Below are 24,049 nucleotides of genomic sequence, written 5' to 3' on the forward strand. Positions count from 1 at the left end.
GAACGCTCTTCCCGCCCGCCACAACGGGCGCAAGAGCAGCGCAGGGCCTTGAATGACCGGCCCATTAACCATCAGGCAACGCTTTCAGGCAACACTTTCAGGAGGAATCCGCTATGAAGTTCACCGCTACCAACCGCGCGCTTTGGGCCGCACTCATCGTTTGCACCGCAGTGACGGCCTTGACGGCGCGCGCCCTCTTTGCCGAACGCCAAATCACCACGGGCGTGATTTTGAAACTCTGCAAAAAGAACACCAACGGCGGCTGGGACATCATCGAGCAGGCGCGTGGCAATTTGAATTTCACCGCGAATGTCGCCGAGGCCGCCAGCGGCCAGATCAGCACCGATCACGTCTGGAACTTTCGCGGCGACAAAGGCACCGAAGGCACCGCGCGTATCAAAGGGCCGGGCCGCTTCAGCTTCGACAGCGGCAGTGGGCTGCTGACCTTCAATCTGCCCTTTGAGATTGCGTTGAAAAACGGCAAGCGCATCACTCGTGAAGTCCAACTCACCACCGCATCGCTCGCAACGCCCATCGGTCAACTCAGCGGCAAAAAGGCTGTCATTCAAGGCGATTCGATCATTGCGATTCTGATCGGGTTCACCCAATTCCCAGCGCGCGACCTCATTGACGAAAGCCAGAAGGAGCCGGGCAAGATCGCCGTGCCGGGTGTCGTCGGGGGCGGCGCAGGGCTGGGCGACCTGGCCGTGACGGTCGAATTTGACGCCCGCGCGAAAAGGTAAGTGCGCCAATTTCTTCGCTGACCGGCGGCCACGGCTTCCGGCGCGACAACCAATCAATCACTTATTCAAGGAGCTACTCTTATGACTCGTCGTATTCTCCCGTTCATCACGCTGGCGGTTCTGTTCGCGTTCTGCGCGCTGGCCCAGCCATCCAACAGCGCCGCGCAGGCCAAAAAACAACAAGTCGCGCCCCTCGCGACCAAGGTCGCCATCACCAGCGTCACACTGCTGCCTAGCGGCTGCGGCGTGGAAGTCAATTGTGTCGAGGTGAAATGGAGTGTCATCGCGCCGCCTGCCAATCCGCAAGTGATGACGTTTGAAGTGGGCGGCAAGCTGACCACGCAAAACGGCTCTTGCACCAAGACCGTCAACATCAGCGACAACACCGCGCGCAGCACCAAACTCGGCTTCTTCCAGGGCGGCAACTGCACGGGCCAGGTCAGGAGCGCCGACGTGACGGTCAAGCTTTTCACCCGCGACATCGAAGGGCAAAAAGTGCTGACCTCGACATCGAACAAGACGCAGAGTTTCTAACCGGCTGAGGCCGCGCTGCTGCATCTGCGGTGGCGCGGCCATCCGTTTCAAACAGGAGGAACGATGCTTCGTCAAATGACGGCTTTGGTTTGCAGCGCCAGCTTCGCGCTGGCGCTCTTCGCGTTGCCCGGCTTGGGGCAAAACAAAAAGGAGGTTGCCCCAATCGCACTGCACCTGACCATCACATCCCAAGATTTGGGCAGCCCTTGCCAGGGCGCGGCAGACAAGGTTTGCGTCAGGCTCAACTGGACGGTGAACAATGCGCCGGCGGCCCAGCAAATCGCCCAATTCCGCATCTTCGTGGACGCGACCAACGGCAACCCGGCTTCCAAGAACAAAGCCGAGGCCACGGCGAGCGCCGACGCGCGCACGGTCACGGTCAAGCTGGCCCCAGTCGGCGCGGGCTTCAAAATCAAAATCCTGGCGCGCAACAGTGCTTCGCAAGTGCTGGCGACGGCGGGCGCCACCGGCAATTTTTAAGTTGATTCGACCACAAGGAGAAAAATTATGATTCGCAGAAAGATCTTGCTCAGCGCGCTCGTGACCTTCGTCGCGCTCAACCTGCTGGGCCTCGCGGCCAGCCGTTCGGCCAGCGCCGCCAAATTCTCGGTGTCGCTCACCTTCACCTTCGGCAAACGGCAACCCAATGGGAAGTGCGGCCCCGGGCGCGGCATTTGTGAAATCAAGCTCGGCCTCGGCGCGGCGACGGCGCTCTCGGTCGGCGGCGTGGCTTCGCCCATCAATGACCAGAAACTGGATTGTGTGTTTCAAGGCAAGCTGCCCGATGGCAGTGCGACCTTCAGTGTTGACCGCGACATTCAAGTGGACGACGCCATCGCGCAAAAGCTCGGCTTCAAGAGCTTGACCATTCGCCGGGGTGAATACGGCGTCAATGCCGGCAAAGGCAGTTTTGGCGGCGTCGAACTCAACGTCAGCACCACCAAATAAGGAGCAATTATGATCTGTCAGTTCTTTCGGTTTAGTTGTGGCGTCTGCGCGGCGCTCAGCGCGCTCGCGATCATGGCCGTAGCGCAAGTCCAGCCCAACGTCCAAATCAATCCCGACCTGGGCATCACCCCCATCGTGGGCGCGCCCACCATCACCATCACCAGCGCGGCGATGGCGCCGGGCCAGGGCGTGCGCGTCAAATGGTCGGCGAACGTCCCGACGCTCACCCAACTGGTGAATTTCGACCTCACGGTGCGGGTGAATTACGAAGGCGGCAAAGTGCGCGATGGCAACCTCAACAATGTCACCGGCAATTTGCGCGAAGCCATCGTCCCCGTCGAAGGCGACCAATTCCCCGCCGCCAATATCAAGACCACACTGCACACCACCTTCCATACGCCGAGCACGGCAACGCACAACATCACCTTCACGCTGGGCCAAAGCACCCCTCCCCCGACACATCCGTCGGGCCGCCTGGTCGAAGTGACGAGCGTCACCAAACTCGCCAACTGTCTCGGCGGCGCGAACAAGGATTGTTTCGAGGTGCGCTGGACGACGCGCTCACCCGCCCCCAGTGTCGCCGGCATCAACGGCTTTTCGCTCAAGCTCGACGTGGGCTACGCCAACGGCCAGCAGGTCGGCGGCACGACCACGGCCAGCGCCAATCAAACCCAAGCCGTCATCGCGCTGATCCGCCCGGCCAATGTCGCCGCGACTACGGCGGCGGTGGCGCTGACCGCCAGCATCACCTTTGTCGGGCAAGTCGTGACGGTGAAGTAAGAACCTGGCCCCTCTTGGGTACGCACCGCCTCCATCGGTCTAACGCCACGCCCGCACGCTGGAAGCGGTGCGTACCCAGAGGGCCCAGGTGAGCGCAACGATGCAAACGCGAGCACTCATCCTAATCTCAATGCTTTGTTGGTGCGCCGCCAGCACGCGCCCTGGCGTGGCCGCGCGTGTCCAGGAATTGACTGTCACGGCCAGCTTCACCAGCCAGGCGGTCAACCCCGACACGCCGCTGGAATGGAAGCTGAGCCGCCCGCTCGCGCCCAACGAAGGCCGCTCTGCCGTGCTCATCGGCGCAATTGACGTAACCAACCTGATGTTGATTGGAGCGCAAACGCTGCGTTACGAACCGCGCGCCGTGCCGCTGCCCAGCGGCGAAACGCAGGTGACGCTACATCTGGTCACAACCACCGACGAATGGCGTGAACTCGCGCGCTTTACCCTGCGCGTGGTCAGCCGCGAAGCCGCTGCGCCCGCTGTGCCCAACGCCAACGCGCCAGGCGTCGCGCCCAACGCCAGCGCGCCCGCGACAGACAACACGCAGGCGTCAACTGCCAATGGCAACGCAGGCAATGCTGGCACCACGCCCACGCCCACGCCCACGCCCACGCCCACGCCGCGCCCCTTCGGCTTCGACAAGTTTGAATGGGTTCCGCAATTCAACCTCGGCCTGAAAGCGCAATTCGCCGAGACGCATTTCCCTGCCACGAATCGCCCGCAACGCGCGACCTTCAACGATTTCACGCTGGGCGGCAGTTTCCGCTCCGACATGAAACGCGGCCTGTTCGGCGTCCAGACTCAGTACGACATGGTCGGCTCCAGCTTTCGCGGCGAAGCCCTGCGCTTCGGCCAACTGGGCCAGCAAGCGCCTTACATTGACCTGTCGAATTACCAGATGCAGTTTCAATACGGCACGTCGAAGCTGGTGCTGGGCCACGCCAGCTACGGCGCGCAGCGACATCTGATCAACAACTTCAACAGCCGCGGTCTGACGCTGACGATTCCCTTCGCCAAACGCTTCGACGTGACGCTGGCCGCGATGAACTCGACCAACATCGTCGGCTGGAGCAATTTCTCCGGCCTTGCGAACACGCGCCATCAGTTTTACAGCGGCACGCTCGGCTTCGAGGTCGTGCCCACCCGGCCCGGCGCGTTGCGCTTTGAAATCGGCGCACTCAGCGCCTATTCGCAACCGCGCGCCAATTTCAACCAGGGCAATGTCAACGACCTCGAACGCAGCCAGGGCGGCACCGCGCGCATGAAATTCAGCGACAAGACACAGCGGATTCGTTTCGACGGCGGTTTCACGCGCAGCCGTTTTAACAATCCCGACGACCCGCTGCTCAACCAGGGCGCGCGCGTCGTCGCGGTGAACATCAAAACCCGCAACGCGCGCTACGCCGACCTGAGCGTTGACTTGCTCAAAGAGTTCAGCTTCCGCAAACCGCCCGTTCAAGCAGGCGACGGTCAAACGCAACCGGTTGACGCCGCGCAAATTCGCAAGCTCAACCTCACGCTCAACGTGCGCCACGAGCGCGTAGACCCGCTCTACCGCAGCATCGGCGCGCAAACCCAGGCCGACCGTTTCAACACGCAAGCCGAATTGACCGGCTCTTACGGCGAACTCAATTTCAGCGCCGCGCACACCAACTTCCACGACAACCTGGCGGGCATCCCCACGCTGTTGAAAACGCTGACCGGCACCGACGCCTTCGCTATCAGCGTGCCGCTGTCCGTGCTTGCCAAAACACCCGCGCAGCAATCGTCCTCGTCGGACAAACCGCAATTCGCGCCGGTGCTGTTGCTGCCGCGCCTGGGCTACACCTTCACCCGCATTCGCGCCCACACGGGCAATCAACCGCCCACTGCCAGTGGCTTCGATAACTTTGGCGCGTTGCCCAATCAAGCGAACTACGTGCAAACCATCGCCGCCGAATGGCAATTCACCAACTGGCGCGCGACCTATCAACTCAATCACTCGCTGACCGACAACCGCGCCGTGGGCCGCGAACGCAGCGATCTGCAAAACTTTGCCCACGTCGTCGGCATCGGCTGGACGCCGCGCCCAACGCTGCAAGTGAATTTCGACGTGAATTTTGAAGACGCCAACAACCGCGAACAAGCCCAAACCAATCGCACCTTGCGCTTCGGCATTAACACCAACTGGCAAATGACCACACGCCAAACCTGGAACGCGACCTTTTCGACCATCGGCGCGGGCAATCTGGTGCGTACCCAACGCAACCGCAACCTGGAATTCGACCTGCAATGGGCTTACCGGCTGACACGCGAGCATCAGAACCGGTTCAGGAAATACCAGGTCAATTACTTTGTTCGTTACGCGAATCGTTATGCGCGGACACTGGATTCCGTGTTCAAGTTTAACTCGCTGACGCGATTGAACACATTTAACACAGGATTGAATTTCATCTTTTTCTGATTGGCACGGTACCGCGCGCGTCAGTAAGCGGAGCCGCTGCCTGCTGCTCCGCGGGTGTCAGTTGACAGCCCCGCTTGCTGACGCGCGCAGTACCGTACCGTTGGCCCGGAGTTATCTATGCAGAAGTTATTAACGACATTCTTTCTTTTGGTTACTTTTACAGTAACAAGTTCCGCGCAACAGGAAATCAAAGTCAGTCCGTCCAACGTCAATGTATACAGCCAGGGCGCGACGACGTACTTTCTGACCTATGGCAATCTGGACAATTACCGCCCTATCGAATCGCAATGGTGCGGCGAACTGGCCCCCGCCGCGCCCGACCTGGGCATGCGTTGTGCGCCGCAAACCATCTACGGCTCGTTGCCCGTGCGCTATAACCAGGCGCGGCTGAGCGGCAACAACGGCTACACCGACATCGTCTCCGTCCCGGCGGCCATCGCGCGCAAGGCTTACCAGGCCGCCGCACGCGGCGAAGACGCCCGGTTTTACTACGTGCGGCGCTTCGTCAATCAGAACGGCGGGCCGGATCAATACACGTTTGTTACGTTGCGGCTGACCGGCAACGGCGCGGGCGTGCCCTTTTCGCTGACCGATGTGCGCATGGGCTTTGGCAAGACCACCGGCCTGACCGGCAGCGGCAGCGAACCGCAGGTGCTGTTTGTCGAACCCAACGGCAAGTTGCCGCCGATTCGCGCCGAGCTCACTTACACCGGCACGGGCCGTTTGGTCGGGCGTTGGGAGATCGTTCAGCCCGGCGAAGAATTACCCGAACGCCGCGACCTGCTGACCGAAGCCGCGCTGCCCATCGAAGAACGCGGCTCGCAGAAACGCTACCGCCAACTCGCGCGCTTCAACATCTTCCTGCCGCCCGGCGGCAAGTTCGTGCTGCCCGGCCCCGACCCGGCCAAGCTACCCGCGCAAGCCGAAGGGCAATACCTGATCTTGCTGCGCGTCGAAGCTTCGGACGACCGCGAGAACGATTCCGATCTGGCGGCGGCGGGCGCGGGCGTGGGCGTCGTCCACAGCGGCGCGGTGGCGGGCTTCCCCTTGCCGGTGCTGCGCTACGTCGTGGGTGGCGGCGATCACACACAAGCCGTCGCGGCGCATCAAACGTCTAATTTTGCGCCGCTGTTGCCGCGCGATGGCGCAACCTTGCCGCTGAATCAGCCGGTGGATTTCGTCTGGTCGGCGCTGGCGGGCGCGGCGGTGTATCGGTTGGAGATCGAAGACGAAGCGGGCGCGCTGCTGCATTCGGCATTGTTGCAAGCGAACGCGCTGAGCTATCGCGCGCCTTCGTGGTTAAAGAGCAAGGCGAGGCAGCGCGCGTTGCAATGGCGGGTGGTGGCGTTGGATAAAAGCGGAACGATGTTGAGTGAGACGGGGCGGCGGAGTTTGCGGTTTAGCGTAGTCAGGTAACTTTGCGCCGCGACGCGCAGCGTCTTTGGAAGGCGCGCGTCAGATTTCGATACTTGATCCGATGCGGCTGATCGGCAGCGTGTCCCAAGCGCAGCTTTCGATCCGCTTCGTACTCGCTGTAATTGCCATCGAACCAAACCACACGGCTGTCGCCCTCGAACGCCAGCATGTGCGTGGCGATGCGATCTAGGAACCAGCGGTCGTGGCTGATGACGACGGCGCAGCCGGCGAAGTTTTCCAGTGCCTCTTCCAACGCGCGCATCGTGTTCACGTCCAGATCGTTGGTCGGTTCGTCCAGCAGCAACACGTTTGCGCCGGATTTCAAAATCTTAGCCAAATGCACGCGGTTGCGTTCGCCGCCTGACAGCGTGCCGACCTTTTTTTGCTGGTCGCTGCCGGAAAAATTCAAGCGCGCGACGTAAGCCCGCGAATTGACCTGTCGCGTGCCGAGCAGGATCGTGTCCTGGCCGTCGCTGATTTCTTCCCAGATGGATTTGTCAGCGTTGAGCGAGTCGCGCGATTGATCAACATAACCCAGCTTGACCGTCGCGCCGGTTTTGAACGTGCCGCTGTCGGGTTGTTCTTGACTGGTGATCAATCGAAAGAGGGTAGTTTTGCCCGCGCCATTCGGCCCGATCACGCCGACGATGCCGCCGGGCGGGAGACTGAATGACAGGCCCTCGAACAGCAGGTTCTCGCCATAGGCCTTGCTGACGTTGTCGGCTTCGATCACCACATCGCCGAGGCGCGGCCCGGCGGGGATGAAGATTTCCAGTTCGTCGGCGCGCTTCTCGTTCTCCTGTGCGAGCAGCGATTCATAAGCCTTGATGCGCGCTTTGCTCTTGGCGTGGCGCGCTTTCGGTGACATGCGCACCCACTCCAATTCGCGCTCTAAGGTCTTTTGCCGCGCGCCTTCCGATTTTTCTTCGCGGCGCAAGCGTTCCTGTTTCTGCTGCAACCAGGACGTGTAATTCCCTTCCCAGGGGATGCCCTGCCCGCGATCCAGTTCGAGAATCCAGCCCGCGACGTTATCCAAAAAGTAACGATCGTGTGTTACCGCGATGACCGTGCCCGGGTATTTTTGTAAATGTAACTCAAGCCATCCCACCGTCTCGGCGTCCAGGTGGTTGGTTGGTTCGTCGAGTAACAAAATATCGGGTTGTTTGAGTAACAAGCGGCATAATGCCACGCGGCGGCGTTCACCGCCCGATAACACCTTGATCGGCGTATCGCCCGGCGGGCAGCGCAACGCATCCATCGCCAAATCCAGGCGGCTGTCCAAATCCCAGGCATTGGCGGCATCGAGTTTGTCCTGCACTTCGCCCTGGCGTGCGAGCAGCTTGTTCATCGCGTCGTCGTCGAGCGGCTCGGCGAATTTGGCGTTGATGTCGTCGTATTCTTTGAGCAAATCCACGACTTCCTGCACGCCTTCTTCGACAATCTGTTTGACGGTTTTGCTTTCGTCGAGCTTGGGTTCCTGTTCCAGAAAGCCGATGGTGTAACCGGGCGACAACACGGTCTGGCCCTGAAAATCCTGATCAAGGCCCGCCAGGATGCGCAGCAGCGACGATTTGCCGGAGCCGTTAAGGCCCAGCACGCCGATTTTCGCGCCGTAAAAGTAACCGAGATAGATGTCTTTGAGGACGGCTTTTTTGTCATAGAACTTGCTGACGCCGACCATTGAGTAGATAACTTTGTTTGCTTCGTTGCTCATGAAATCGAAATGAATCCTTTTGTAACTTGTATGGGAAGATGAAGAGAGATAACGGAACAGACGGAAATAACGGAACAAACAGAACGCTTCCGGTTTAGTTCCGTTCTTCTTCCGTCTGTTCCGTTATTTCCGTCTGTTCCGTAATCTCTTCCTTACCTTCACTTCGTGTCCTCTTCGTGTGTCTTCGTGGAAGAAATGTTGTCATTGATCTTCCGCAAAATCCCGCACAGCATATTGGTATCGTAGCTCGACAGCCGGTATTTCAACAGCGCGCCCCGCACACGCCGCACCAAATCCGGCTCATTGCCGGGCAAGACAAAATCCACGCGCCGCATCAGGTCCAACGCCAATTCCATCGAAACTTCGCTCGCGCGTGACGTAGCCTGTTCTGACGGTGGCGGCGGCACTGGGGCTGGCTCGCGGATCAGTTCGTACAAACAAACAGCAACCGCCTGCCCCAGATTCATCGAAGGGCAATTCGGCTGTGTGGGAATCGTCAGCAGTTGATGGCAATGGCACAAATCTTCGTTGGTCAGGCCATGCTTTTCCGGGCCGAACACCAGGGCGAGACGATAGCTGGCTTGTTGCAGTTGCAGGCTCAATTCGGCGGGTGTCGCTAAGGGGCGTTCCTCGTTGGTGCGCGTGGGGTCGCCCGTGCCCACGACCAGATTGCAATCGGCAATAGCTTCAGCCAGCACAGGTACGACGTGGGCGCTGGTCAGCACGTCTTCGGCGTGGGGGGCAGAAACAATCTCGCTCCAAGTAGGCGGATGCGGCGTGACGACCCACAGATCGCCAAAGCCGAAGTTTTTCATGGCCCGCGCCACCGCGCCGATGTTGCGGGGATCGCGCGGACGAACGAGGACGATTCTGCATTCTGGTGGTGGCATCAAAGAGAATTACCGTGGTTGCGAACTAAATGTACAGCAGGCTGCCAGCCTGCTGACTGCCGATAGCAAGAGCCACATCTCGCGCACAGCGCCACCTGGAAGAAGAACGCCGGGATAACTTGCGCGGACGCCGATAGCAAGAGCCACATCTCGCGCACAGCCTCACAGGCCCAACAACAGGAGGCTGGCAGCCTCCTGTACACGCCACAGGTTCACTCAGTTCTTCGGCGCATATTTCAGCGCCGCGATTTGACTATGGGTGAGTTTGACTTTTTCGACCATGTCTCTGACGCGCGGCAATTCGCGCGCGCTAAGTTCATTGGTTTCGGCGGGATCAAGCTTGACGTTATAAAGCTCAACCGTTTTGAAATCGCTGGCAACCAGCAATTTGAAATCGCCCGCGCGTAACGCCATTTTCGGCAAGAACTTGTCCGTCTGGCTCTTGATGGCCTGATCGTATTGCCAATAGATAGGCCGTTGCCGCAGGTGTTTCTCACTCTGCAACAACGCCGCGATTGATTCGCCATCCAACGGAAGCTCGGGTTCACTTAGCCCCACCAACGCCCGCAACGTCGGCATCACATCCATTGCCGAGACGGGCGCATCGCTCACGCGGCCCGGCTTGATCACGGCGGGCCAGCGCAGGATGGCGGGTACGCGAAGGCCGCCTTCATACAAATGCAATTTCATGCCGCGCAGCTTTTTGCCATTGAGCTGGCCCGCCGTGCCGTAAGAACGGGTCGCCGTTTTGTAACGGTTCAGCGTTTCAGGCCCGTTATCGCTGGCGAAAATGACCAGCGTGTTTTCCGCCACCTTCAACTGATCGAGCATTTGCAACAAGCGCCCGATTTCATAATCGAGTTGCGCCACGTTGCCGAAATACTGCGCTTCATCGGCGCTTCGGCCTTTGGCGTATTCCAGAAAGAACGTGCTGGCGCTCGCCACCAACTCGTGGGGCGCGTGAAAGGGCACATACAAAAAAAACGGCTGGTCGGCTTTGCGTTGTTTCAACCATTCAAGCGCTTCGTCAACGATCAGCGTGCTGGAATAGCCTTTCAACGGCCCAACCGGTTGCCCATTGCGAAAGAAATTCACCGGGTTCTCGTGCGTCGGCAAGGCATTGTTTTGCGTGGCGAACCAGTATTGAAAGCCGTGCTCGCCCGGCGTCGGTTCCGAACCATCCATTTTGCTGTTGAGATGCCACTTGCCCATCATCGCCGTCGCGTAATTGGCGCGTTGCAATTCTTTGGCAAGTGTGGCGGTTTCTTTGGGCAAAAAGATGCCGCTGTTTTCAGGAATCCAGTCGCCGATGCCATCGCGTTGCGGGATACGCCCAGTCAGCAGGGCAGCGCGTGAGGGCGAACAGACCGGCGCGCCGCTGTAATAACTCGTCAGCCGTAATCCCTCTTTCGCCAGAATATCCAGATACGGCGTGCGAATCTGCGGATGGCCGTAACAGCCCAAATCGCCGTAACCCAAATCATCGGCGAGGAGGATGACAATATTCGGCGGCGTGAGTGGAGTGTTCTTTTTGGTTTGCGCTTCTGTTAGTGGGGCGCAAAGGCAAAGGGTGGCAAAGGTCAGCCAGCGTAATTTACGAACCAATTTCTTCATTGAATGAACACTCGAGGTAATGCAAATCGTCCAGCATGAGTGCCTGGAGTTCAGTCTAAAGCTTGAACTCCAGGCACTCATGCTGGACGGCTCGCTTTCACCAAAAATATAGCGCGTTACACCGCCGCCTTCACCGGCGCTTGCGTGCCCGGCAAGACGTAATCGCGTTCACTGGCCGGATTGAAGGTGACGCGCTTCTTCTGCATATACGCCATCTTGCCCAGGTGTGAAGCCAACGCCGAACGATGGCCGCTGACCACATCCGAGTTGGGCAGCTTGCGCGCCTTCACGCTATCGAGGAAGTTGCGCACGTGCTGCGGCTCTAACGCCAGCGCGGCTTTGCGATTGACCGGCGGCGGTGGGGCCTGGCGGCGTTCAGGTCGTTGCTGGTAAGTATATTGGCCGCGATCAATCAACAAACTACCTTCGCTGCCCATAAATTCAATCGCCGCGCCTCTGCCGCCCGGCACCAGCGTCGCTTCAAACGTACATGTCCATTGGCTGGGATACTCCAACTGGATGCAGATCGTATCCGGCGCCGTGCGTCCGTCTTTGTAGTTGTAAACGCCGCCCGAAGCATTCGCCACCGTGGGCAGGTCTTCGCCGACGAACCAGTGCACCACGTCAATCCAGTGCGTGAACAAATCAGTAATCTGGCCGCCACCGAAATCAAGATAGGCACGCCAGTTATAAAATTGCTGGGCGTCAAACTCGCGGCTTTTCACCGGCCCCAAAAAGGCTTTCCAATCCAGCCCGGCCGGTTTGTCTTTGAAAGGGGCTTTGCGCAAGTGATAGCCGTTGCCATGCCACCAGGTACGCACAAGTGTGATTTTGCCGAGCTTGCCTTTGTCAATGTATTCGCGTTTGGCTTCGGCGTAATGCTCGCCGCTGCGTTGTTGCAGGCCGACTTCGACGATGCGATTGGTGGCCTTGGTCACCTTGATCATCTCGTGGCCTTCTTCGATGGTGAAGGTCAGCGGCTTTTCGATGTAAACGTCCTTGCCAGCTTTGCAGGCATCGGTCGCCATCTTGACGTGCCAGGGGTCTGGCGTGGCAATCAGCACGGCGTCAACGTCTTTGCTGTCGAGCAGCGCGCGATATTCGGTGAATGTCTTGGCCTTGCCTTCGGTTTTCTCTTTGGCGGCGTTGAGATTTTGGTCGTAGACATCGCAGATGGCGACGACATCGCAATCTTTCTCTTTGAGAAACCAGCCCATCACGTCACCGCCGCGATTGCCGGTACCGATGACGCCCAGGCGCACACGGTCATTGGCGCCGAGCACGTTGTTCCAACTGGCGGCCGTCAGCGCCAGCGCGCCGGTGCCGCCAGTGGCACTGGTTGCGATAAAGTTTCGGCGCGAAGTTTTCGGTTCGGTCATTGGTCGTTCCTTTCCCAGCCTGTAGTCTGGACTTGTTGAAGTAGAGGTTCGGGATGTTTCGGATGGCGGGCATTTTCCCTTGTTCAGACGGGATTGTCCATTGCTTTAAAGCAATAAGACGAGGCGAACGCGTTAGGAACGATTCAGCCGCGAAGTATTGCCGATCACCGACAAGCTTGATAGCAACATCGCTCCGGCGGCGAGGATGGGATTGAGCAACCCCGTCACCGCCAGACTCAGGCCGAGCGTGTTGTAGAGAAAAGCCCAGAACAGATTTTGCCGCACGATGCCCCAGGTGCGTTGGGCCAAGGCAAAAACGCTGGGCACCTTTTGCAACGACTGGCTCATCAGCACGACCGAAGACGCGCGCATTGCCAAATCCGTGCCCGATCCCAGCGCAATGCTCAAATCGGCTTGGGCTAACGCGGGCGCATCATTGACGCCATCGCCAATCATTGCGACGACTTTGCCGGCGCGTTGCAATTCGGCAATTACCTTGACCTTGTCTGCGGGCAAAGCGCTGGCGCGAAAGTCATCGGCGTGAATCGCTTCAGCCACCCATTGCGTTGTCTCTGGTGCATCGCCCGAAACCAGCAGCACCTTGACGCCGCGTTGTTGTAATTGCCGCACGACCTCGACGGCTTCGGCTTTGATGCGATCACCGAAGGCCAACAAGCCTTTCACCGCGCCATCCCAACCGTAATAGGTCACCGTGCGGCCATGCGCTTCCCAAGCGCTGGCGCGCTGTGCACAAGTGGCAGGCAACGCCAAACTCTCAGCCTCAGCCAGCCGGCGATTGCCAATGAAGACACGATGCCCGGCAACCTGCCCCGTAATGCCTGCACCTTTCCTGACTTCCACTGAGGTTGCGTCATAGCGCGTGGCGTTTTGTGCGTCAGCAAATTTCACGACCGCTTGACCGAGCGGATGTTCGGAAAAACGTTCGAGCGCGGCCAACAGCGGCAAGTGAATTTCATGGAGGACGTTTGGATCTCCCAACAGTGCGGTACCGGGAGCGGTAGCGACCGGGTCAACCTGCTGCAGGGCGACATTCAGTGCCAATCTCACCCGGTCACTACCGCTCCCGGTACCGCACTGGACACGCTGATCTTCAAGCGAGGTTTCTCCCAAAACAAGCGCATGCTCCAGCAGCACAAAATCGCCGTCCGTCACGGTACCGGTTTTGTCGAAGATCACCGTGTCTACGCGGCGCATAGTTTCGAGCATGCGGCTGTCGCTCACGAGAATGCCCTGCCGCGAAGCCGCGCCAATGGCCGCCGTCACGGCCAAAGGCGTCGCCAAGCCCAATGCGCACGGGCAGGCAATCACCAACACGGTAATGGCGCGCATCAACGCTTCGCCCGCAGGCGTAAACCCGCCCAACCAGCACACCGCAAAGGTCAGCAGCGCAAAGACGATCACGGCGGGGACGAACAACCGCGAGATGCGATCCACGGCGCGTTCGAGTTCAGAGCGGCTGCTGAGCGCCTGTTCGACCAGCTTGATGATTTGCGCCAGCGTCGTGTCGGCGCCGACTTTGGCGGCGCGGATGCGGAGCACATTGCCGAGATTGACGCTGCCCGCCACGACCTGGCTGCCGGGGTCTTTGCGGATGGGCGCAGCCTCGCCGGTCAGTAAAGCTTCATCGGCGTGCGAATGCCCCTCGCTGACGATGCCGTCGGCGGGAATGCGTTCGCCTGTTTTGACGACGAATTCGTCACCGACTTCCAACGCCTCGATGGTGACGAAACGTTCGCGCCCGGCGGCCCAGAGCCGTACTTTTTTGGGCATCAGGCGATAGAGCATCGCAATGGCGCGGGTCGTGCGCTCTTTGGCATTGCGTTCGATGACCTTGCCAACCAACACCAGCGTCACAATCGTCGAAGCCGTGTCGAAATAAATATGCGCGCGCTGGCCACTCAATCCGGCGAAGGCCTGCACGATGCTGTAGATGTAGGCCGCCAAAATGCCCAGGGTCAGCAGCGTTTCCATCCGCACGGTCCGATTGACGAGGCCGCGCCAGGCCGCGCGCAGGATCGGTTTGCCCGAATAAAAAATCACCGGCGTCGCCAAGGCCCACAGCAAAAACGGCAGAAAGCGGCGCACACTTTCGGAGATGTCCTGAAAGTAGCCAACATAAAGCGCCATGCTCAGCGTCATCAGGTTCATGCCCAGAAAGCCCGCAATGCCCAGGCGCAACAGCAAATCGCGCCGTTCGGCGTGCGCGGCTTCCTGATCGCCCGTGTAGGCGCTGGCTTGATAGCCGAGTTGTTCGATGCGTTTGCGCAAACGATCCGGCGGCAGATATTGCGGGCAGTAGCGCACCTTCACCATATCGGAGGCGAAGAACGCTTCCACCGCCACGACGCCGCGCTCATTGAGCAGAGCGTGTTCAATCAACCAGGCGCAGGACGAGCACCACATTCCATTGACCTGTAACAGGGCTTCCTGCAACGGAGCTTCGGGCGGCAGCTCAAATTTGGGAGTTGGCCTTGCCGCCCCTTGCTCGCCATTGGAAATCAGGCCCAGCGCCTGGCTGCGTTTGAACAATTCGGTTTCGCGCACGTCCGCACCAGATACCAGCACGCCGCTTTCCAGCAGGATGGCGTACACGTTCAGACAGCCCAGACAGCAAAAGGTCTTTTCGGCGGCCTCAAACCGGCGCGAAAACGGGTGGCGTCCGACGTGTAGTTCGCACAGGTCGCAAGTCTTTTCCATCATCTGGCTCCCGTCGTTAGTAAGGCTTGGCTGGCTGTTCGGCCGTTTGGATGTTGACGGGTTTGCCGTGTTCATCCAGGAAGATCGGATTGGCGCGCCGCGCGACAATATAGGCGGTAATGAGGATGCTGATGAAAATGACGGCAATCAGGCTGAGCAAGAGCTTCAAGATTGTGCCTTGATTGCGGGAAAAGAATTGAGCGGTTTTATTGATCATAATTGTTGCCTCCCTGGGTACGCGCGCATCCTGGCGCGCTGCGTCAGGTCAGCCCAACAAATACCGAAGGGTTCCCTTTCAGCATTGACACAGTTGACTTGACGCAGCGCGCAAGGATGCGCGCGTACCCCGGTTGTTAGTGCGCCTTTTTGGTCGGCGTGATGAAGGTCATCTTGAACGTCTCGTTTTCATTGTTAGGCGACACGGAGGTCGCAATCTCGAAGTAATTGACGCCTGCGGGCAGGCTATTTTCCGCAGCCGCGATCTCAAACTCCTGTTGCACCGTTTCCGCCGGTTGCAATTTCAACGGTTGCGGCAGCGTCAGTTGCGCATTCGGCAAGCCCCGCAGCGTAAACGTGACTTCGGCGGTTTTGTTTTGCCGATTGGCGATGGTCAGACGGAATTGGTTGTAAACGCGACCGTCCGCCCCAAGGCGAAACATGGTCGTCCGCACGGGCGCAATCCGCACCATCACGTTGTGCCGCATGGAAAGCGCCACAAACAGTCCTGAAGCATAAAACAGCAGAATCAACATCACGCCGAACCGTTTGGCATCGTGCAGCCCAAGCCGCTTACGCCAAGTGCTCTGTTTGTTCTTGAGCAACTCGCCATGCTCGCCCCAGGTGTATTGAATCAGCCCCGGCTTGCCCAATCGCCCCAGGATGTCATCGCAGGCGTCAATGCACTCGCCGCAATGGATGCACTCGATCTGATACGGCGAATTGCGGATGTCTATGCCCATATGACAAACGCGCACACATTTCTTGCATTCAATGCAATCGTGACGGTCGTCACGGTATTCGACGATCAGCGTGTCTTTGTCGCCAAACATCCCTTGCAAGTAACCATACGGGCAAATCGTCGTGCAAAAGTGCGTGCGCACAAAGGCGAAATCCAGAAAGGCAATCAGCGTCGTGACAGCGCCCGCAACGCCGCCTACTGTCTTGATGTCGAGCCGCAGCAGCCGCTGCAACAAATCGCGCGGCTCGACAAAATAGGCGATGAAGACAAAAGCCAGCAAGACCGAGGCCAGCAAGAGCACGCTATAAAAGAGGGCGCTGGAAAGAAGCTGGCGCATCTGTTTGTCGAGTTTGATAAAGCGTTTGTTGACGACTTTGGCTAAACGCTCTTCCAGCTTCAGTGAAGCCTCGCTGAAAATCATTTGCGGGCAGAGATAACCGCAATAGATTCGCCCGTACAGCATCGAAGCCGCCGCAATCACATACAGCAAAAAGAGCAGCGAAAAGAAGATGATCGCAAACTCGTTGATCCACAGTTCGTACCCGGCGAAGTAAAAGCGCTGGCGCGGAATGTCGAAGCGCATCACGTTCAAGAACGGCAGCGCCAGGAAAATCAGAAAGCAGCCCAGTTGGATCAGCTTGCGTTTGCGATGATAGGTGTCGTGAATCGGCAACGGCTTGCCAGCCGGTTTCAGTTGCGGCTTGGGCATCGCAGGCTTGGCCGGTGCTCCGGGTTTGTTTGGGGTAGCAGTTGCCGTTGAGTTAGCAACAGCCTCGTTCACACTCGTACTCATCATAAATTTGTTTATGGGCAGTCATCATCAATGGCAATGTGGCGGCGTGGCGCGACTCGCGTTCGCCGTCGGCAGCATGCTTCTTTGCGAAGCCGATACCTGGGACGTCACGCCGCGCCAGACTAGAAACACGCCCAACAACGTAATGCTCAGGGCCGCCGTTTTAACACCCCAAGTACTCAATGAGGCGCTCAGCTTGACGCTGAAAGCGGATGAGAGCATACCGATTGCCAGTAACGCGCCAGCAGTTCCTAATCCAAAAGCCAACATCGTCAAAGAGCCTGCAAGCACTGTGCCCGTAGCCATCGCTTTGAAAAGCGCGGCGTAAATCAGGCCGCAAGGCAGGAAGCCTAACAGCATTCCAAGTGTGAATTTGCTAGAGATAGACGTCGAAGCGAGGCGGCTGCCAATGGGTTTGAACACGCGCATCAGCAAACGCAATGGGTCAAAACGTTGCAGCGGACGAGTTGGCAAGATGTCGAGCATCAACAGCCCGGTCAAAACCATCAAGCCGCCTGCGAGAATTGCCCCAGTGTTTTCAATGCCTGCGAGCTTTCCCGCAATTCCGAGAGTCTGGCCGGTCAGGCCTGCAAGGGCGCCGAGCATGGAATAAGTCACCAATCTGCCGATATTGTAGGAGAGATGTGCAAGTAGATGTTGCTGTCTTTGCGCAGTGCTCAAGGGGAGGCTGAGTGCGAGCACTATCGGTCCACACATCTGCGCGCAATGCAGGCTACTGACCAAGCCAAGGGTAAAAATCAGATTGAACTCTGTCAGGGACATGAGCGGGTTTCCCCTGGGAGCGCAGGCATCCTTGCCTGCTGTAAAAAAAGCCGCGCAGCGTTCCTTTTTTTCTTATCACTTGCCATGCGAAAGACGGAATAAGGAAGGCTTCGCCGCTTTTCTTATGGCAGGCAAGGATGCCTGCGTACCCAGGTCATTGGTAATGGATGCGCGGATTGAGCGCCGGAATGCTCACGCATTCGCGGTAAAACTCGAAGCGCTTCATCTGAATCGCATGCGTCGGGCAGCGCGAGGCGCACATCGCACAACGTATGCACGTGGATTCATCTTTCAACATCAGCGCGCCAAGTTCTTGTAACTCGGTGTCGCTGTAACCAGCCAAATCCTCCCGGGCAAGGCCCGCCGTCTCCGCCGCCAGTTGCATTAACTTGTCGTCATAGCGCAGTTGTTGTAACCCAACCAGCTTGATCAGGTTTTCCGGGCAAACATCCACGCAACCGTTACAGGCGATGCAAATCGAAGTGTCGAAGACCGTGTTGATGTTGCAGCGCAAACAACGCGCCGCCTGTTTACGGGCTTCGGCCTCGGGGAAATTCAGTTCAACGATCTTGTTTGAGGTCGCCCGTTGCTCGCTTTCCAACGCGGGCGGCAACTGGCGCTTGAACTGCTCCCAGCCCGTCACCATCGTGTAATCGGCGGGCGTCCAACGTTTGCGCACTACGACATCCGTGCGCGTCTGGCGCAGGTAATCGTGCATCGAACGCGCCGCGATTTGCGCCGACGCAATCGCGTGAATGAACAGGCGCGGGCCGTGTGCGATGTCGCCGCAGGCAAACACATCAGGCGCGGTGGTTTGATAAGTATCCAGGTCAACCTTGATCAACCCGCGCTCGGTCTCGACACCATCATCCGGACTTAGAAATGTAAGGTCGGAAGTTTGACCGATGGCAAAGAGCACGGTGTCGGCTGCGATGTCTTCGATCACGCTTTCGTCATATTTCGGATTGAACTTGCCGTTGTCATCAAAGACCGCTGTACATTTGACCGTGCGTAACCCTGCGACGCGACCTTCACCGTCATTCAAAATCTCGCGCGGGCCACGCGCCGCGTGCAACTTGATGCCCTCTTCCTCGCCTTCGTGGATTTCGACTTCATCGGCGGGCATCTCTTGGCGCTGTTCCAAACACACGAGGTGAATCTCTTTATCACCGCTCATCCGCAACGCCGAACGTGCGACATCCAGCATGATGCGTTCGCTACGTTCCATGTCCGATTCGGCATCGGCCATCGGCACGCGCGCACGCCGCACGGCAGAACGCGCGACGTCAAAGGCCACATTGCCGCCGCCAATGACGACGACGCGCTGGCCCAATTCATACGGCTTGCCTTCGTTGAATGCGCGCAGAAATTCCAGACCGTCATAGACCATCTCTAAGTCTGAACCCGGCAACGGCAACTTGCGCCCTTTGGGCAAACCTACGCCCAGAAAGATGGCTTTGTAACCCTCCTGCCGCAGACTGGCGATGGTGAAATCGCGCCCTAGTTTTTGATTGCAACGTAATTCAACACCGAGTGAAAGGATGGCGTTGATTTCGGCGTTGACCAGATCTCGCGGCAGGCGGTAGATCGGCACCCCGGCGGTCAACATGCCGCCGGGTTCGTCGCTGGCCTCATAGACCGTGACTTTATATCCCAGCAAAGTTAGATCGTGCGCAACCGTAAGCCCCGAAACCCCCCGCGCCAATCACGGCGACCCGCTCAAAATCGCCGCGATTGGGTGGGAGCATTCGCGCATCATGCGCTTCGCGGTAGAGCTGATAATTGCCAGTTTCCGGGCCGTATTGCTCATTGACGAAGCGCTTGAGCGCGCGAATCGTGATTGGCGCATCCAGGTCACCGCGCCGGCAATTCACCTCGCAAGGCGCGCCGCAAACCCGTCCACAAATCGAAACGAACGGATTGGTTGCACGGGCAATGCGAAATCCATCTTCGTAGCGGCCTTCCGCAATGGCGGTGACATAACCGCAGGCGTTGGTATGCACGGGGCAAGCATCCTGACACTTGACCATCTTGGTCCAGTAATCGGTGCTTGCAGGATCAGCCAATTCAAACTCTAAGCGGTCTTGCGTCATAATTTCGTTTGTCGTGCGAAAATTGGGCGTCTGAAACGACCGCCGTCTGGCTTTCTTCAATTCCTATGCCAGGTTCAGTTTGCGGAAATTTGCCGGGTTCGCGTTAGCTGGCGGGGCTTTTTACACAACGAAACGTGAAATATGCCGGGGCCAAGCGTTTCTGTCTGGGGAAAACCTCGCCGTGATAGACGATCATCCAGGCGCGCTGCGCATCTATTTCCGTCGCCGTCCACCAGTAAATCACCATTGAGTGCGGGTTCCATAACGGCGTTTCTTTGTCAGGGCGAATCCGGTATTTGGCCTTCGTTTGCTGCGCGTCCCAGATGCCGCCCGCATTTTGTCCGTGCCGCGCGGCTGATCGCACGGCTTCGTCTACCGTCGGCAGCCGCCAAATGTTTTGCGGTTCAGTGGCTAATGCAGTGCCCTCGGCATTGAGATAAAGACAACGCTCTTTGGCTTCGGCCCAGTTCATCATTTCTGTTTCGTGGGCGTGTTCCTGGTTCAACGGCCAGCCCGGCCCAGCGGGCGCCCAGATGAGTTTGACGCCGTTGCCTTCGACCAAGCGCGCGCCGAAATTCCCATCGTTGACGCGCCCGCTGATGCGCCAGACCGGTTCCACCATACAACCCAACGCGATCAGCACGGGCAGCCCCACGACCAGGCGCTGCGCCCACTGGCGCGGTTCAGGTTGGCCGAACCAATACAGCAGGGCGAGCAGAAGTAGCGGCGTGACGATGAACAGCAGCGGCGCGGAATGATCGAAGCCAAAGAACCAGGCGGCCAGCAGCGCACCAGCCAGATGCGACGCCGCGCCGCTTTTATGCCAGCGTACCGATGCCGCGCCGATCAAGACGAAGAGCAGCATCGGCATCAGGTATTGTCCGAACATCAGCGCGACATTGCGCCAGAATGACGTCAGGTACCAACCTTCGTGAAAATTCTCGATGGCTCCCCAACTGGCCCAAAAACCCGCCAGCGCCGTCGAGATCGAGGCGGCCAGCCAGCCCAGCACTTGTTGACGATTCAGTGGCGGCATCGCACCTCGCAAAAGGTCAATCGAGGTTGACGACGGAACGATGGAAGCGGCTGACGATGTTCGGATCGGCAAAGAGCGAGATGCCCGCCTTGTCCTTGCCCGCGTAATCAATCGTCGAAAGCACATAGCGGATGCTTTCGAGCCGCGCTTTCATCTTGTTATTCGCCTTGACGATGATCCACGGGCTGAACGACGTGTGCGTCTTGCTGAACATCAACTCTTTGTATTTGGTGTAGGGTTCCCACAATTCCTGGGCTTTGGCATCAATGGGCGAGAGCTTCCATTGTTTGAGGGGGTTTTTGTCGCGGGATTTGAAGCGTTTGAGTTGCTCGGCTTTGGAAATCGAAAACCAAAACTTGATGATGGAAATCCCGTCTTCGTAAAGCATGTGCTCGAACTCCGGCACCTGACGCATAAAGCGATCATACTGTTCGTGCGAGCAAAAGCCATTGACCGGCTCAACGACGGCGCGGTTGTACCAACTGCGGTCAAAGAACACGATTTCGCCTTTGTTCGGCAGTTGTTTCATGTAACGCTGAAAGTACCATTGCCCCATCTCTTCATCGCTGGGTTTGGGCAACGCGACGACGCGCATGGCGCGCGGGTTCAGATGCTCGGTGAAGCGGCGAATCGTGCCGCCTTTGCCCGCGGCATCGCGGCCTTCAAAGATGATCGCGAGACGGCGTTGGCGCTCCTGCACCCAGCGTTGCAGCTTGACCAACTCGATCTGCAACTTTTCGAGTTCCGCCTCATAGTTCACGACCTGTTTGAAGCGGCGAACATCGAATTGCTTCGTCCGCAGCGCTTCCAGCATCGCCTTCGGCCCATGAACATCAAGCAGGTCAGCCCGCGTCAGCAAAGGCTCGCTCTCAGGCTTGAATTCAAGAATCTGGGCCGTAGCAGTCGCAGGCGCGGGGACTTCGTGTAATTGCGTTTTAGCCGTGCGCCTGACTTTTCCGTTCATCAATGCAACCCTCGCTCGATGTGACGCAAAGCCCAGAGCAAATAACCCGCCGCGGCTAGCAGCAAGGGGGCTGAATAAACACCTGGCAGCCGCCGCCCTTGATAAATCGTACCGGCGATATGCAGCAAACCATTGCCGCACATCAGCACTGCAAACGGATACGAAAAAAGCGTCAGCCAACGGCGCTGGGCAAAAGCAGCAGGCGCCGCCAGCCAGAGCAACGCGCTCCCTGCGATCAGTCCCCTCAACCAAACCTCAAAGCGAAACGTGGGCAAAGGCAAATATAGCAAGCGCTCGCGTAGCGCGAGAACCGTTGGGTTGTAAACCGACAGAAAGCCGGTCAACGCCTCATCCGCCACATGCACGGTCAAAGCGCCAGCCAATGCCAACCACGCCCAACCTTGATGATTGAAAGCGTGTGCGGCAGGCACAGCGAGGCCGGCTTTCCCTGCGGGTCTATCCATCGCCCACCTCCGCTAGTCTTCGCGGAATTTCTTGAACGCGAAGCCGACCACAATGATGGCGTAAACGACAACCAGGGCCGCGATGCAATACATCAAGCCGTTGGCCGATTGGGAGACCTTATTGAACGCCTGCACTAAGGGGCCGCGCTCGGCATGTCCCGTCTCGCCATTCATATACAACACCAAATAAGCCGCGCAACCACCGGCGATGATGATATAGGCGAATCTGAGAAAGGTCGGCACGTCGGTGCCTTTGCGTTCGGTAATCCACCCCTCGGCATATTCTTTGATCTCTTCTTTGTTCTGACTCATAACGATTCCTAAAACGCGAGGCCGCCGCCTCCTCCGTTGAGTTTAGTCAAGGGCATTATAAAAACGGGCGGCAAGGCGTCTTCCCTACCGCCCGCCGAAAGTGACAGCTTGCGTCTTTGTTACAGCAATGCTGTGTCAGAAGCGATAGCTCAGGCCCATCGCAAGTTGATTCCGGGCTTTGAGGTCCACACCGGGAGCAATCTTGCCCACCGCTTGTGCCACGCCGAAATCCAGATTGAACGGCACCTCGCCGTTGGGCACGATGCGCACAAAATAGGTCAGCGTGGTCGGCACCGTTGCGCCCGGCAGATCCTTGATGAAATGCGGTTGCTGGGCGAATTCGGAACCGAAAATCAACGTGCTCTTCGACGGCCCTTTGACCACGATGGCGGCGGCGCCAAACGCGCGGGCTTGCCAATCGGGCGCATTGCCCGCGATGCCAAAGACCGAAGCGTTGGTCGCTTTGACGCCGAAGTTCAGCAGGAACGGCAGCCCCTTGACCTGCGTCACGGTTTTGGTGGCGACCAGGTAAAGATCACCGTTGGCGGTGTCTTTGGCTTTCAATACCGCGCCCACGTGGCGCACTTGCGTGCGGGCCACGAAGCCCGCCGCCAAGCCCGGCACCCATTTCGTCTTCGCGGCATTTTCGGGGACGAAATTGAACTTGCCGTGCACCGTGTTGAAGCCGCCCTCAAACAGCGGGCTTAGCCCCGCCGTTTTGCCCGCCGCGTTGAATGAGCGGGTATAACCGAATTCGGCATGTCCCAAAAACCCAACCGTGATCGAAGCCTGCATGTTGTTGCCAATCACGCTGCCCGTGTTGAGAAAGTGAAACGCGACTTGCGGGTGCCCAATGTTGTCGTTTGATGATTTGCTGGTATAGGCAAACGGTGTAATGAAGGCACCCGTTTGGCCTTCCCAATTCAGCCCCTGGCCCGCCGCGCTGCTGGTAAAGGCAAAGAGCGGTATGAATAAAGAAAGAATTGAAAACAGCGCGCGTAAGCTGACCGAACCAGGCATGGTAATGCTTGCTTTGTGGTTCATAACGATCCTCCACGTTAGAGAGAAGCGTCCGGCCAACTGCTCATTGCTAGGGTCGTTGTATTGTCGGCCACCAACTGACAGTTGGCGGGACAGGGAGCGCCGCTTGTTACAGCCGGCGCAGAACAGAAACTATATGCGTGTTAGTTGCCCTCCTTCTTAAGTTGCGAATTGCTTGGCCTGTTGCCAGACCAATTGAATGACTCGTCACCCTGCTCCAGCATGCGGTATTTCGCCTCTTCGGCATCATCCCCCCAATAACCATCTCTCCACGAACGGAAAAAGAAATAGAGGGCCACGCAAAGACAGAGAAAGAAAAAGAAATAAGCAAGAAAGACGCTGGGATAAACGTAATCGCGCATAACAAGTAGTCGGTAGTCGGTAGTCGGTAGTCGGTAGTCGGTAGTCAGTAGTCAGTAGATT

General features: G+C 58.3%; 23 protein-coding genes. 7 read left to right on the top strand and 16 right to left on the bottom strand.

From position 1 onward, the window contains the following. Window positions 1-113 precede the first annotated feature (113 nt). From HY011_17370 to HY011_17400, 7 genes are all read left to right on the top strand, one after another. Complete coding sequence (locus HY011_17370; protein MBI3424707.1) at window positions 114-743, top strand: hypothetical protein; 630 nt, start codon at window positions 114-116, stop codon at window positions 741-743. Between the two features lie 81 nt (window positions 744-824). Beyond that, complete coding sequence (locus HY011_17375) at window positions 825-1,277, top strand: hypothetical protein (GenBank protein ID MBI3424708.1); 453 nt, start codon at window positions 825-827, stop codon at window positions 1,275-1,277. Between the two features lie 63 nt (window positions 1,278-1,340). Beyond that, window positions 1,341-1,757 (top strand): hypothetical protein, encoded by a 417-nt coding sequence (locus tag HY011_17380; GenBank protein MBI3424709.1) that lies wholly within the window; start codon window positions 1,341-1,343, stop codon window positions 1,755-1,757. Between the two features lie 27 nt (window positions 1,758-1,784). Next, window positions 1,785-2,225, top strand: coding sequence for a hypothetical protein (locus tag HY011_17385; protein ID MBI3424710.1), 441 nt, complete (start codon window positions 1,785-1,787; stop codon window positions 2,223-2,225). Window positions 2,226-2,234: 9 nt separating this feature from the next. Further along, window positions 2,235-3,005 (top strand): hypothetical protein, encoded by a 771-nt coding sequence (locus HY011_17390; GenBank protein MBI3424711.1) that lies wholly within the window; start codon window positions 2,235-2,237, stop codon window positions 3,003-3,005. Window positions 3,006-3,105: 100 nt separating this feature from the next. Continuing rightward, entirely contained in the window at window positions 3,106-5,451 is a 2,346-nt protein-coding gene (locus tag HY011_17395; protein MBI3424712.1) for a hypothetical protein, read from the top strand. Window positions 5,452-5,598: 147 nt separating this feature from the next. Next, a complete protein-coding gene (locus HY011_17400) occupies window positions 5,599-6,867 on the top strand; it encodes a hypothetical protein (GenBank protein ID MBI3424713.1) in 1,269 nt (422 codons plus the stop codon). On the opposite strand, the gene ettA is transcribed toward HY011_17400, so the two are convergent. The 16 genes from ettA to HY011_17480 all read right to left on the bottom strand — a co-directional run bounded on the left by ettA (window position 6,860) and on the right by HY011_17480 (window position 23,988). After that, window positions 6,860-8,581 (bottom strand): energy-dependent translational throttle protein EttA, encoded by a 1,722-nt coding sequence (gene ettA / locus HY011_17405; protein MBI3424714.1) that lies wholly within the window; start codon window positions 8,579-8,581, stop codon window positions 6,860-6,862. The genes HY011_17400 and ettA overlap by 8 nt on opposite strands. Window positions 8,582-8,739: 158 nt before the next feature. Next, window positions 8,740-9,471 (bottom strand): TrmJ/YjtD family RNA methyltransferase, encoded by a 732-nt coding sequence (locus tag HY011_17410; protein ID MBI3424715.1) that lies wholly within the window; start codon window positions 9,469-9,471, stop codon window positions 8,740-8,742. Between the two features lie 216 nt (window positions 9,472-9,687). Further along, window positions 9,688-11,085, bottom strand: coding sequence for a sulfatase-like hydrolase/transferase (locus tag HY011_17415; GenBank protein ID MBI3424716.1), 1,398 nt, complete (start codon window positions 11,083-11,085; stop codon window positions 9,688-9,690). Between the two features lie 116 nt (window positions 11,086-11,201). Continuing rightward, window positions 11,202-12,464, bottom strand: coding sequence for a Gfo/Idh/MocA family oxidoreductase (locus tag HY011_17420; protein MBI3424717.1), 1,263 nt, complete (start codon window positions 12,462-12,464; stop codon window positions 11,202-11,204). Window positions 12,465-12,596: 132 nt separating this feature from the next. After that, window positions 12,597-15,185 (bottom strand): heavy metal translocating P-type ATPase, encoded by a 2,589-nt coding sequence (locus HY011_17425; protein ID MBI3424718.1) that lies wholly within the window; start codon window positions 15,183-15,185, stop codon window positions 12,597-12,599. A gap of 13 nt (window positions 15,186-15,198) precedes the next feature. Further along, window positions 15,199-15,399, bottom strand: a complete 201-nt coding sequence (locus tag HY011_17430) for a hypothetical protein (GenBank protein ID MBI3424719.1) — start codon at window positions 15,397-15,399, stop codon at window positions 15,199-15,201. 136 nt (window positions 15,400-15,535) lie between these two features. Further along, window positions 15,536-16,849 (bottom strand): 4Fe-4S binding protein, encoded by a 1,314-nt coding sequence (locus HY011_17435; protein ID MBI3424720.1) that lies wholly within the window; start codon window positions 16,847-16,849, stop codon window positions 15,536-15,538. A gap of 111 nt (window positions 16,850-16,960) precedes the next feature. Further along, window positions 16,961-17,716 (bottom strand): sulfite exporter TauE/SafE family protein, encoded by a 756-nt coding sequence (locus HY011_17440; GenBank protein MBI3424721.1) that lies wholly within the window; start codon window positions 17,714-17,716, stop codon window positions 16,961-16,963. A gap of 154 nt (window positions 17,717-17,870) precedes the next feature. Next, entirely contained in the window at window positions 17,871-19,376 is a 1,506-nt protein-coding gene (locus tag HY011_17445) for an FAD-dependent oxidoreductase (protein MBI3424722.1), read from the bottom strand. Next, the gene (locus tag HY011_17450) at window positions 19,363-19,809 is read right to left on the bottom strand and encodes a hypothetical protein (protein ID MBI3424723.1); all 447 of its coding nucleotides are present in this window, start codon (window positions 19,807-19,809) and stop codon (window positions 19,363-19,365) included. Before HY011_17450 ends, HY011_17445 begins: the two co-directional genes overlap by 14 nt. Window positions 19,810-19,912: 103 nt before the next feature. Further along, window positions 19,913-20,845 carry a DUF1566 domain-containing protein gene (locus tag HY011_17455; GenBank protein ID MBI3424724.1) on the bottom strand — a complete coding sequence of 311 codons (933 nt, stop codon included), beginning with the start codon at window positions 20,843-20,845 and terminating at the stop codon, window positions 19,913-19,915. Between the two features lie 16 nt (window positions 20,846-20,861). Then, the gene (gene ppk2, locus HY011_17460) at window positions 20,862-21,659 is read right to left on the bottom strand and encodes a polyphosphate kinase 2 (protein MBI3424725.1); all 798 of its coding nucleotides are present in this window, start codon (window positions 21,657-21,659) and stop codon (window positions 20,862-20,864) included. Between the two features lie 149 nt (window positions 21,660-21,808). Then, entirely contained in the window at window positions 21,809-22,273 is a 465-nt protein-coding gene (locus tag HY011_17465; GenBank protein MBI3424726.1) for a hypothetical protein, read from the bottom strand. Between the two features lie 12 nt (window positions 22,274-22,285). Further along, the gene (locus HY011_17470; GenBank protein ID MBI3424727.1) at window positions 22,286-22,585 is read right to left on the bottom strand and encodes a hypothetical protein; all 300 of its coding nucleotides are present in this window, start codon (window positions 22,583-22,585) and stop codon (window positions 22,286-22,288) included. 135 nt (window positions 22,586-22,720) lie between these two features. Then, window positions 22,721-23,629, bottom strand: coding sequence for a DUF3034 family protein (locus HY011_17475; GenBank protein ID MBI3424728.1), 909 nt, complete (start codon window positions 23,627-23,629; stop codon window positions 22,721-22,723). A gap of 140 nt (window positions 23,630-23,769) precedes the next feature. After that, a complete protein-coding gene (locus HY011_17480; protein MBI3424729.1) occupies window positions 23,770-23,988 on the bottom strand; it encodes a hypothetical protein in 219 nt (72 codons plus the stop codon). Window positions 23,989-24,049: the final 61 nt, after the last annotated feature.

The sequence above is a fragment of the Acidobacteriota bacterium genome, assembly GCA_016196035.1.
Classification (GTDB): Bacteria; Acidobacteriota; Blastocatellia; order RBC074; family RBC074; genus JACPYM01.

Bases quoted from the DNA above. Each gene is read 5' to 3' on its own strand.
- HY011_17370 (MBI3424707.1), top strand. From the start codon at position 114: ATGAAGTTCACCGCTACCAACCGCGCGCTTTGGGCCGCACTCATCGTT.
- HY011_17375 (MBI3424708.1), top strand. From the start codon at position 825: ATGACTCGTCGTATTCTCCCGTTCATCACGCTGGCGGTTCTGTTCGCG.
- HY011_17380 (MBI3424709.1), top strand. From the start codon at position 1,341: ATGCTTCGTCAAATGACGGCTTTGGTTTGCAGCGCCAGCTTCGCGCTG.
- HY011_17385 (MBI3424710.1), top strand. From the start codon at position 1,785: ATGATTCGCAGAAAGATCTTGCTCAGCGCGCTCGTGACCTTCGTCGCG.
- HY011_17390 (MBI3424711.1), top strand. From the start codon at position 2,235: ATGATCTGTCAGTTCTTTCGGTTTAGTTGTGGCGTCTGCGCGGCGCTC.
- HY011_17395 (MBI3424712.1), top strand. From the start codon at position 3,106: ATGCAAACGCGAGCACTCATCCTAATCTCAATGCTTTGTTGGTGCGCC.
- ettA (MBI3424714.1), bottom strand. From the start codon at position 8,581: ATGAGCAACGAAGCAAACAAAGTTATCTACTCAATGGTCGGCGTCAGC.
- HY011_17410 (MBI3424715.1), bottom strand. From the start codon at position 9,471: ATGCCACCACCAGAATGCAGAATCGTCCTCGTTCGTCCGCGCGATCCC.
- HY011_17415 (MBI3424716.1), bottom strand. From the start codon at position 11,085: ATGAAGAAATTGGTTCGTAAATTACGCTGGCTGACCTTTGCCACCCTT.
- HY011_17420 (MBI3424717.1), bottom strand. From the start codon at position 12,464: ATGACCGAACCGAAAACTTCGCGCCGAAACTTTATCGCAACCAGTGCC.
- HY011_17425 (MBI3424718.1), bottom strand. From the start codon at position 15,185: ATGATGGAAAAGACTTGCGACCTGTGCGAACTACACGTCGGACGCCAC.
- HY011_17430 (MBI3424719.1), bottom strand. From the start codon at position 15,399: ATGATCAATAAAACCGCTCAATTCTTTTCCCGCAATCAAGGCACAATC.
- HY011_17435 (MBI3424720.1), bottom strand. From the start codon at position 16,849: ATGCCCAAGCCGCAACTGAAACCGGCTGGCAAGCCGTTGCCGATTCAC.
- HY011_17440 (MBI3424721.1), bottom strand. From the start codon at position 17,716: ATGTCCCTGACAGAGTTCAATCTGATTTTTACCCTTGGCTTGGTCAGT.
- HY011_17450 (MBI3424723.1), bottom strand. From the start codon at position 19,809: ATGACGCAAGACCGCTTAGAGTTTGAATTGGCTGATCCTGCAAGCACC.
- HY011_17455 (MBI3424724.1), bottom strand. From the start codon at position 20,845: ATGCCGCCACTGAATCGTCAACAAGTGCTGGGCTGGCTGGCCGCCTCG.
- ppk2 (MBI3424725.1), bottom strand. From the start codon at position 21,659: ATGCTGGAAGCGCTGCGGACGAAGCAATTCGATGTTCGCCGCTTCAAA.
- HY011_17465 (MBI3424726.1), bottom strand. From the start codon at position 22,273: ATGGATAGACCCGCAGGGAAAGCCGGCCTCGCTGTGCCTGCCGCACAC.
- HY011_17470 (MBI3424727.1), bottom strand. From the start codon at position 22,585: ATGAGTCAGAACAAAGAAGAGATCAAAGAATATGCCGAGGGGTGGATT.
- HY011_17475 (MBI3424728.1), bottom strand. From the start codon at position 23,629: ATGAACCACAAAGCAAGCATTACCATGCCTGGTTCGGTCAGCTTACGC.
- HY011_17480 (MBI3424729.1), bottom strand. From the start codon at position 23,988: ATGCGCGATTACGTTTATCCCAGCGTCTTTCTTGCTTATTTCTTTTTC.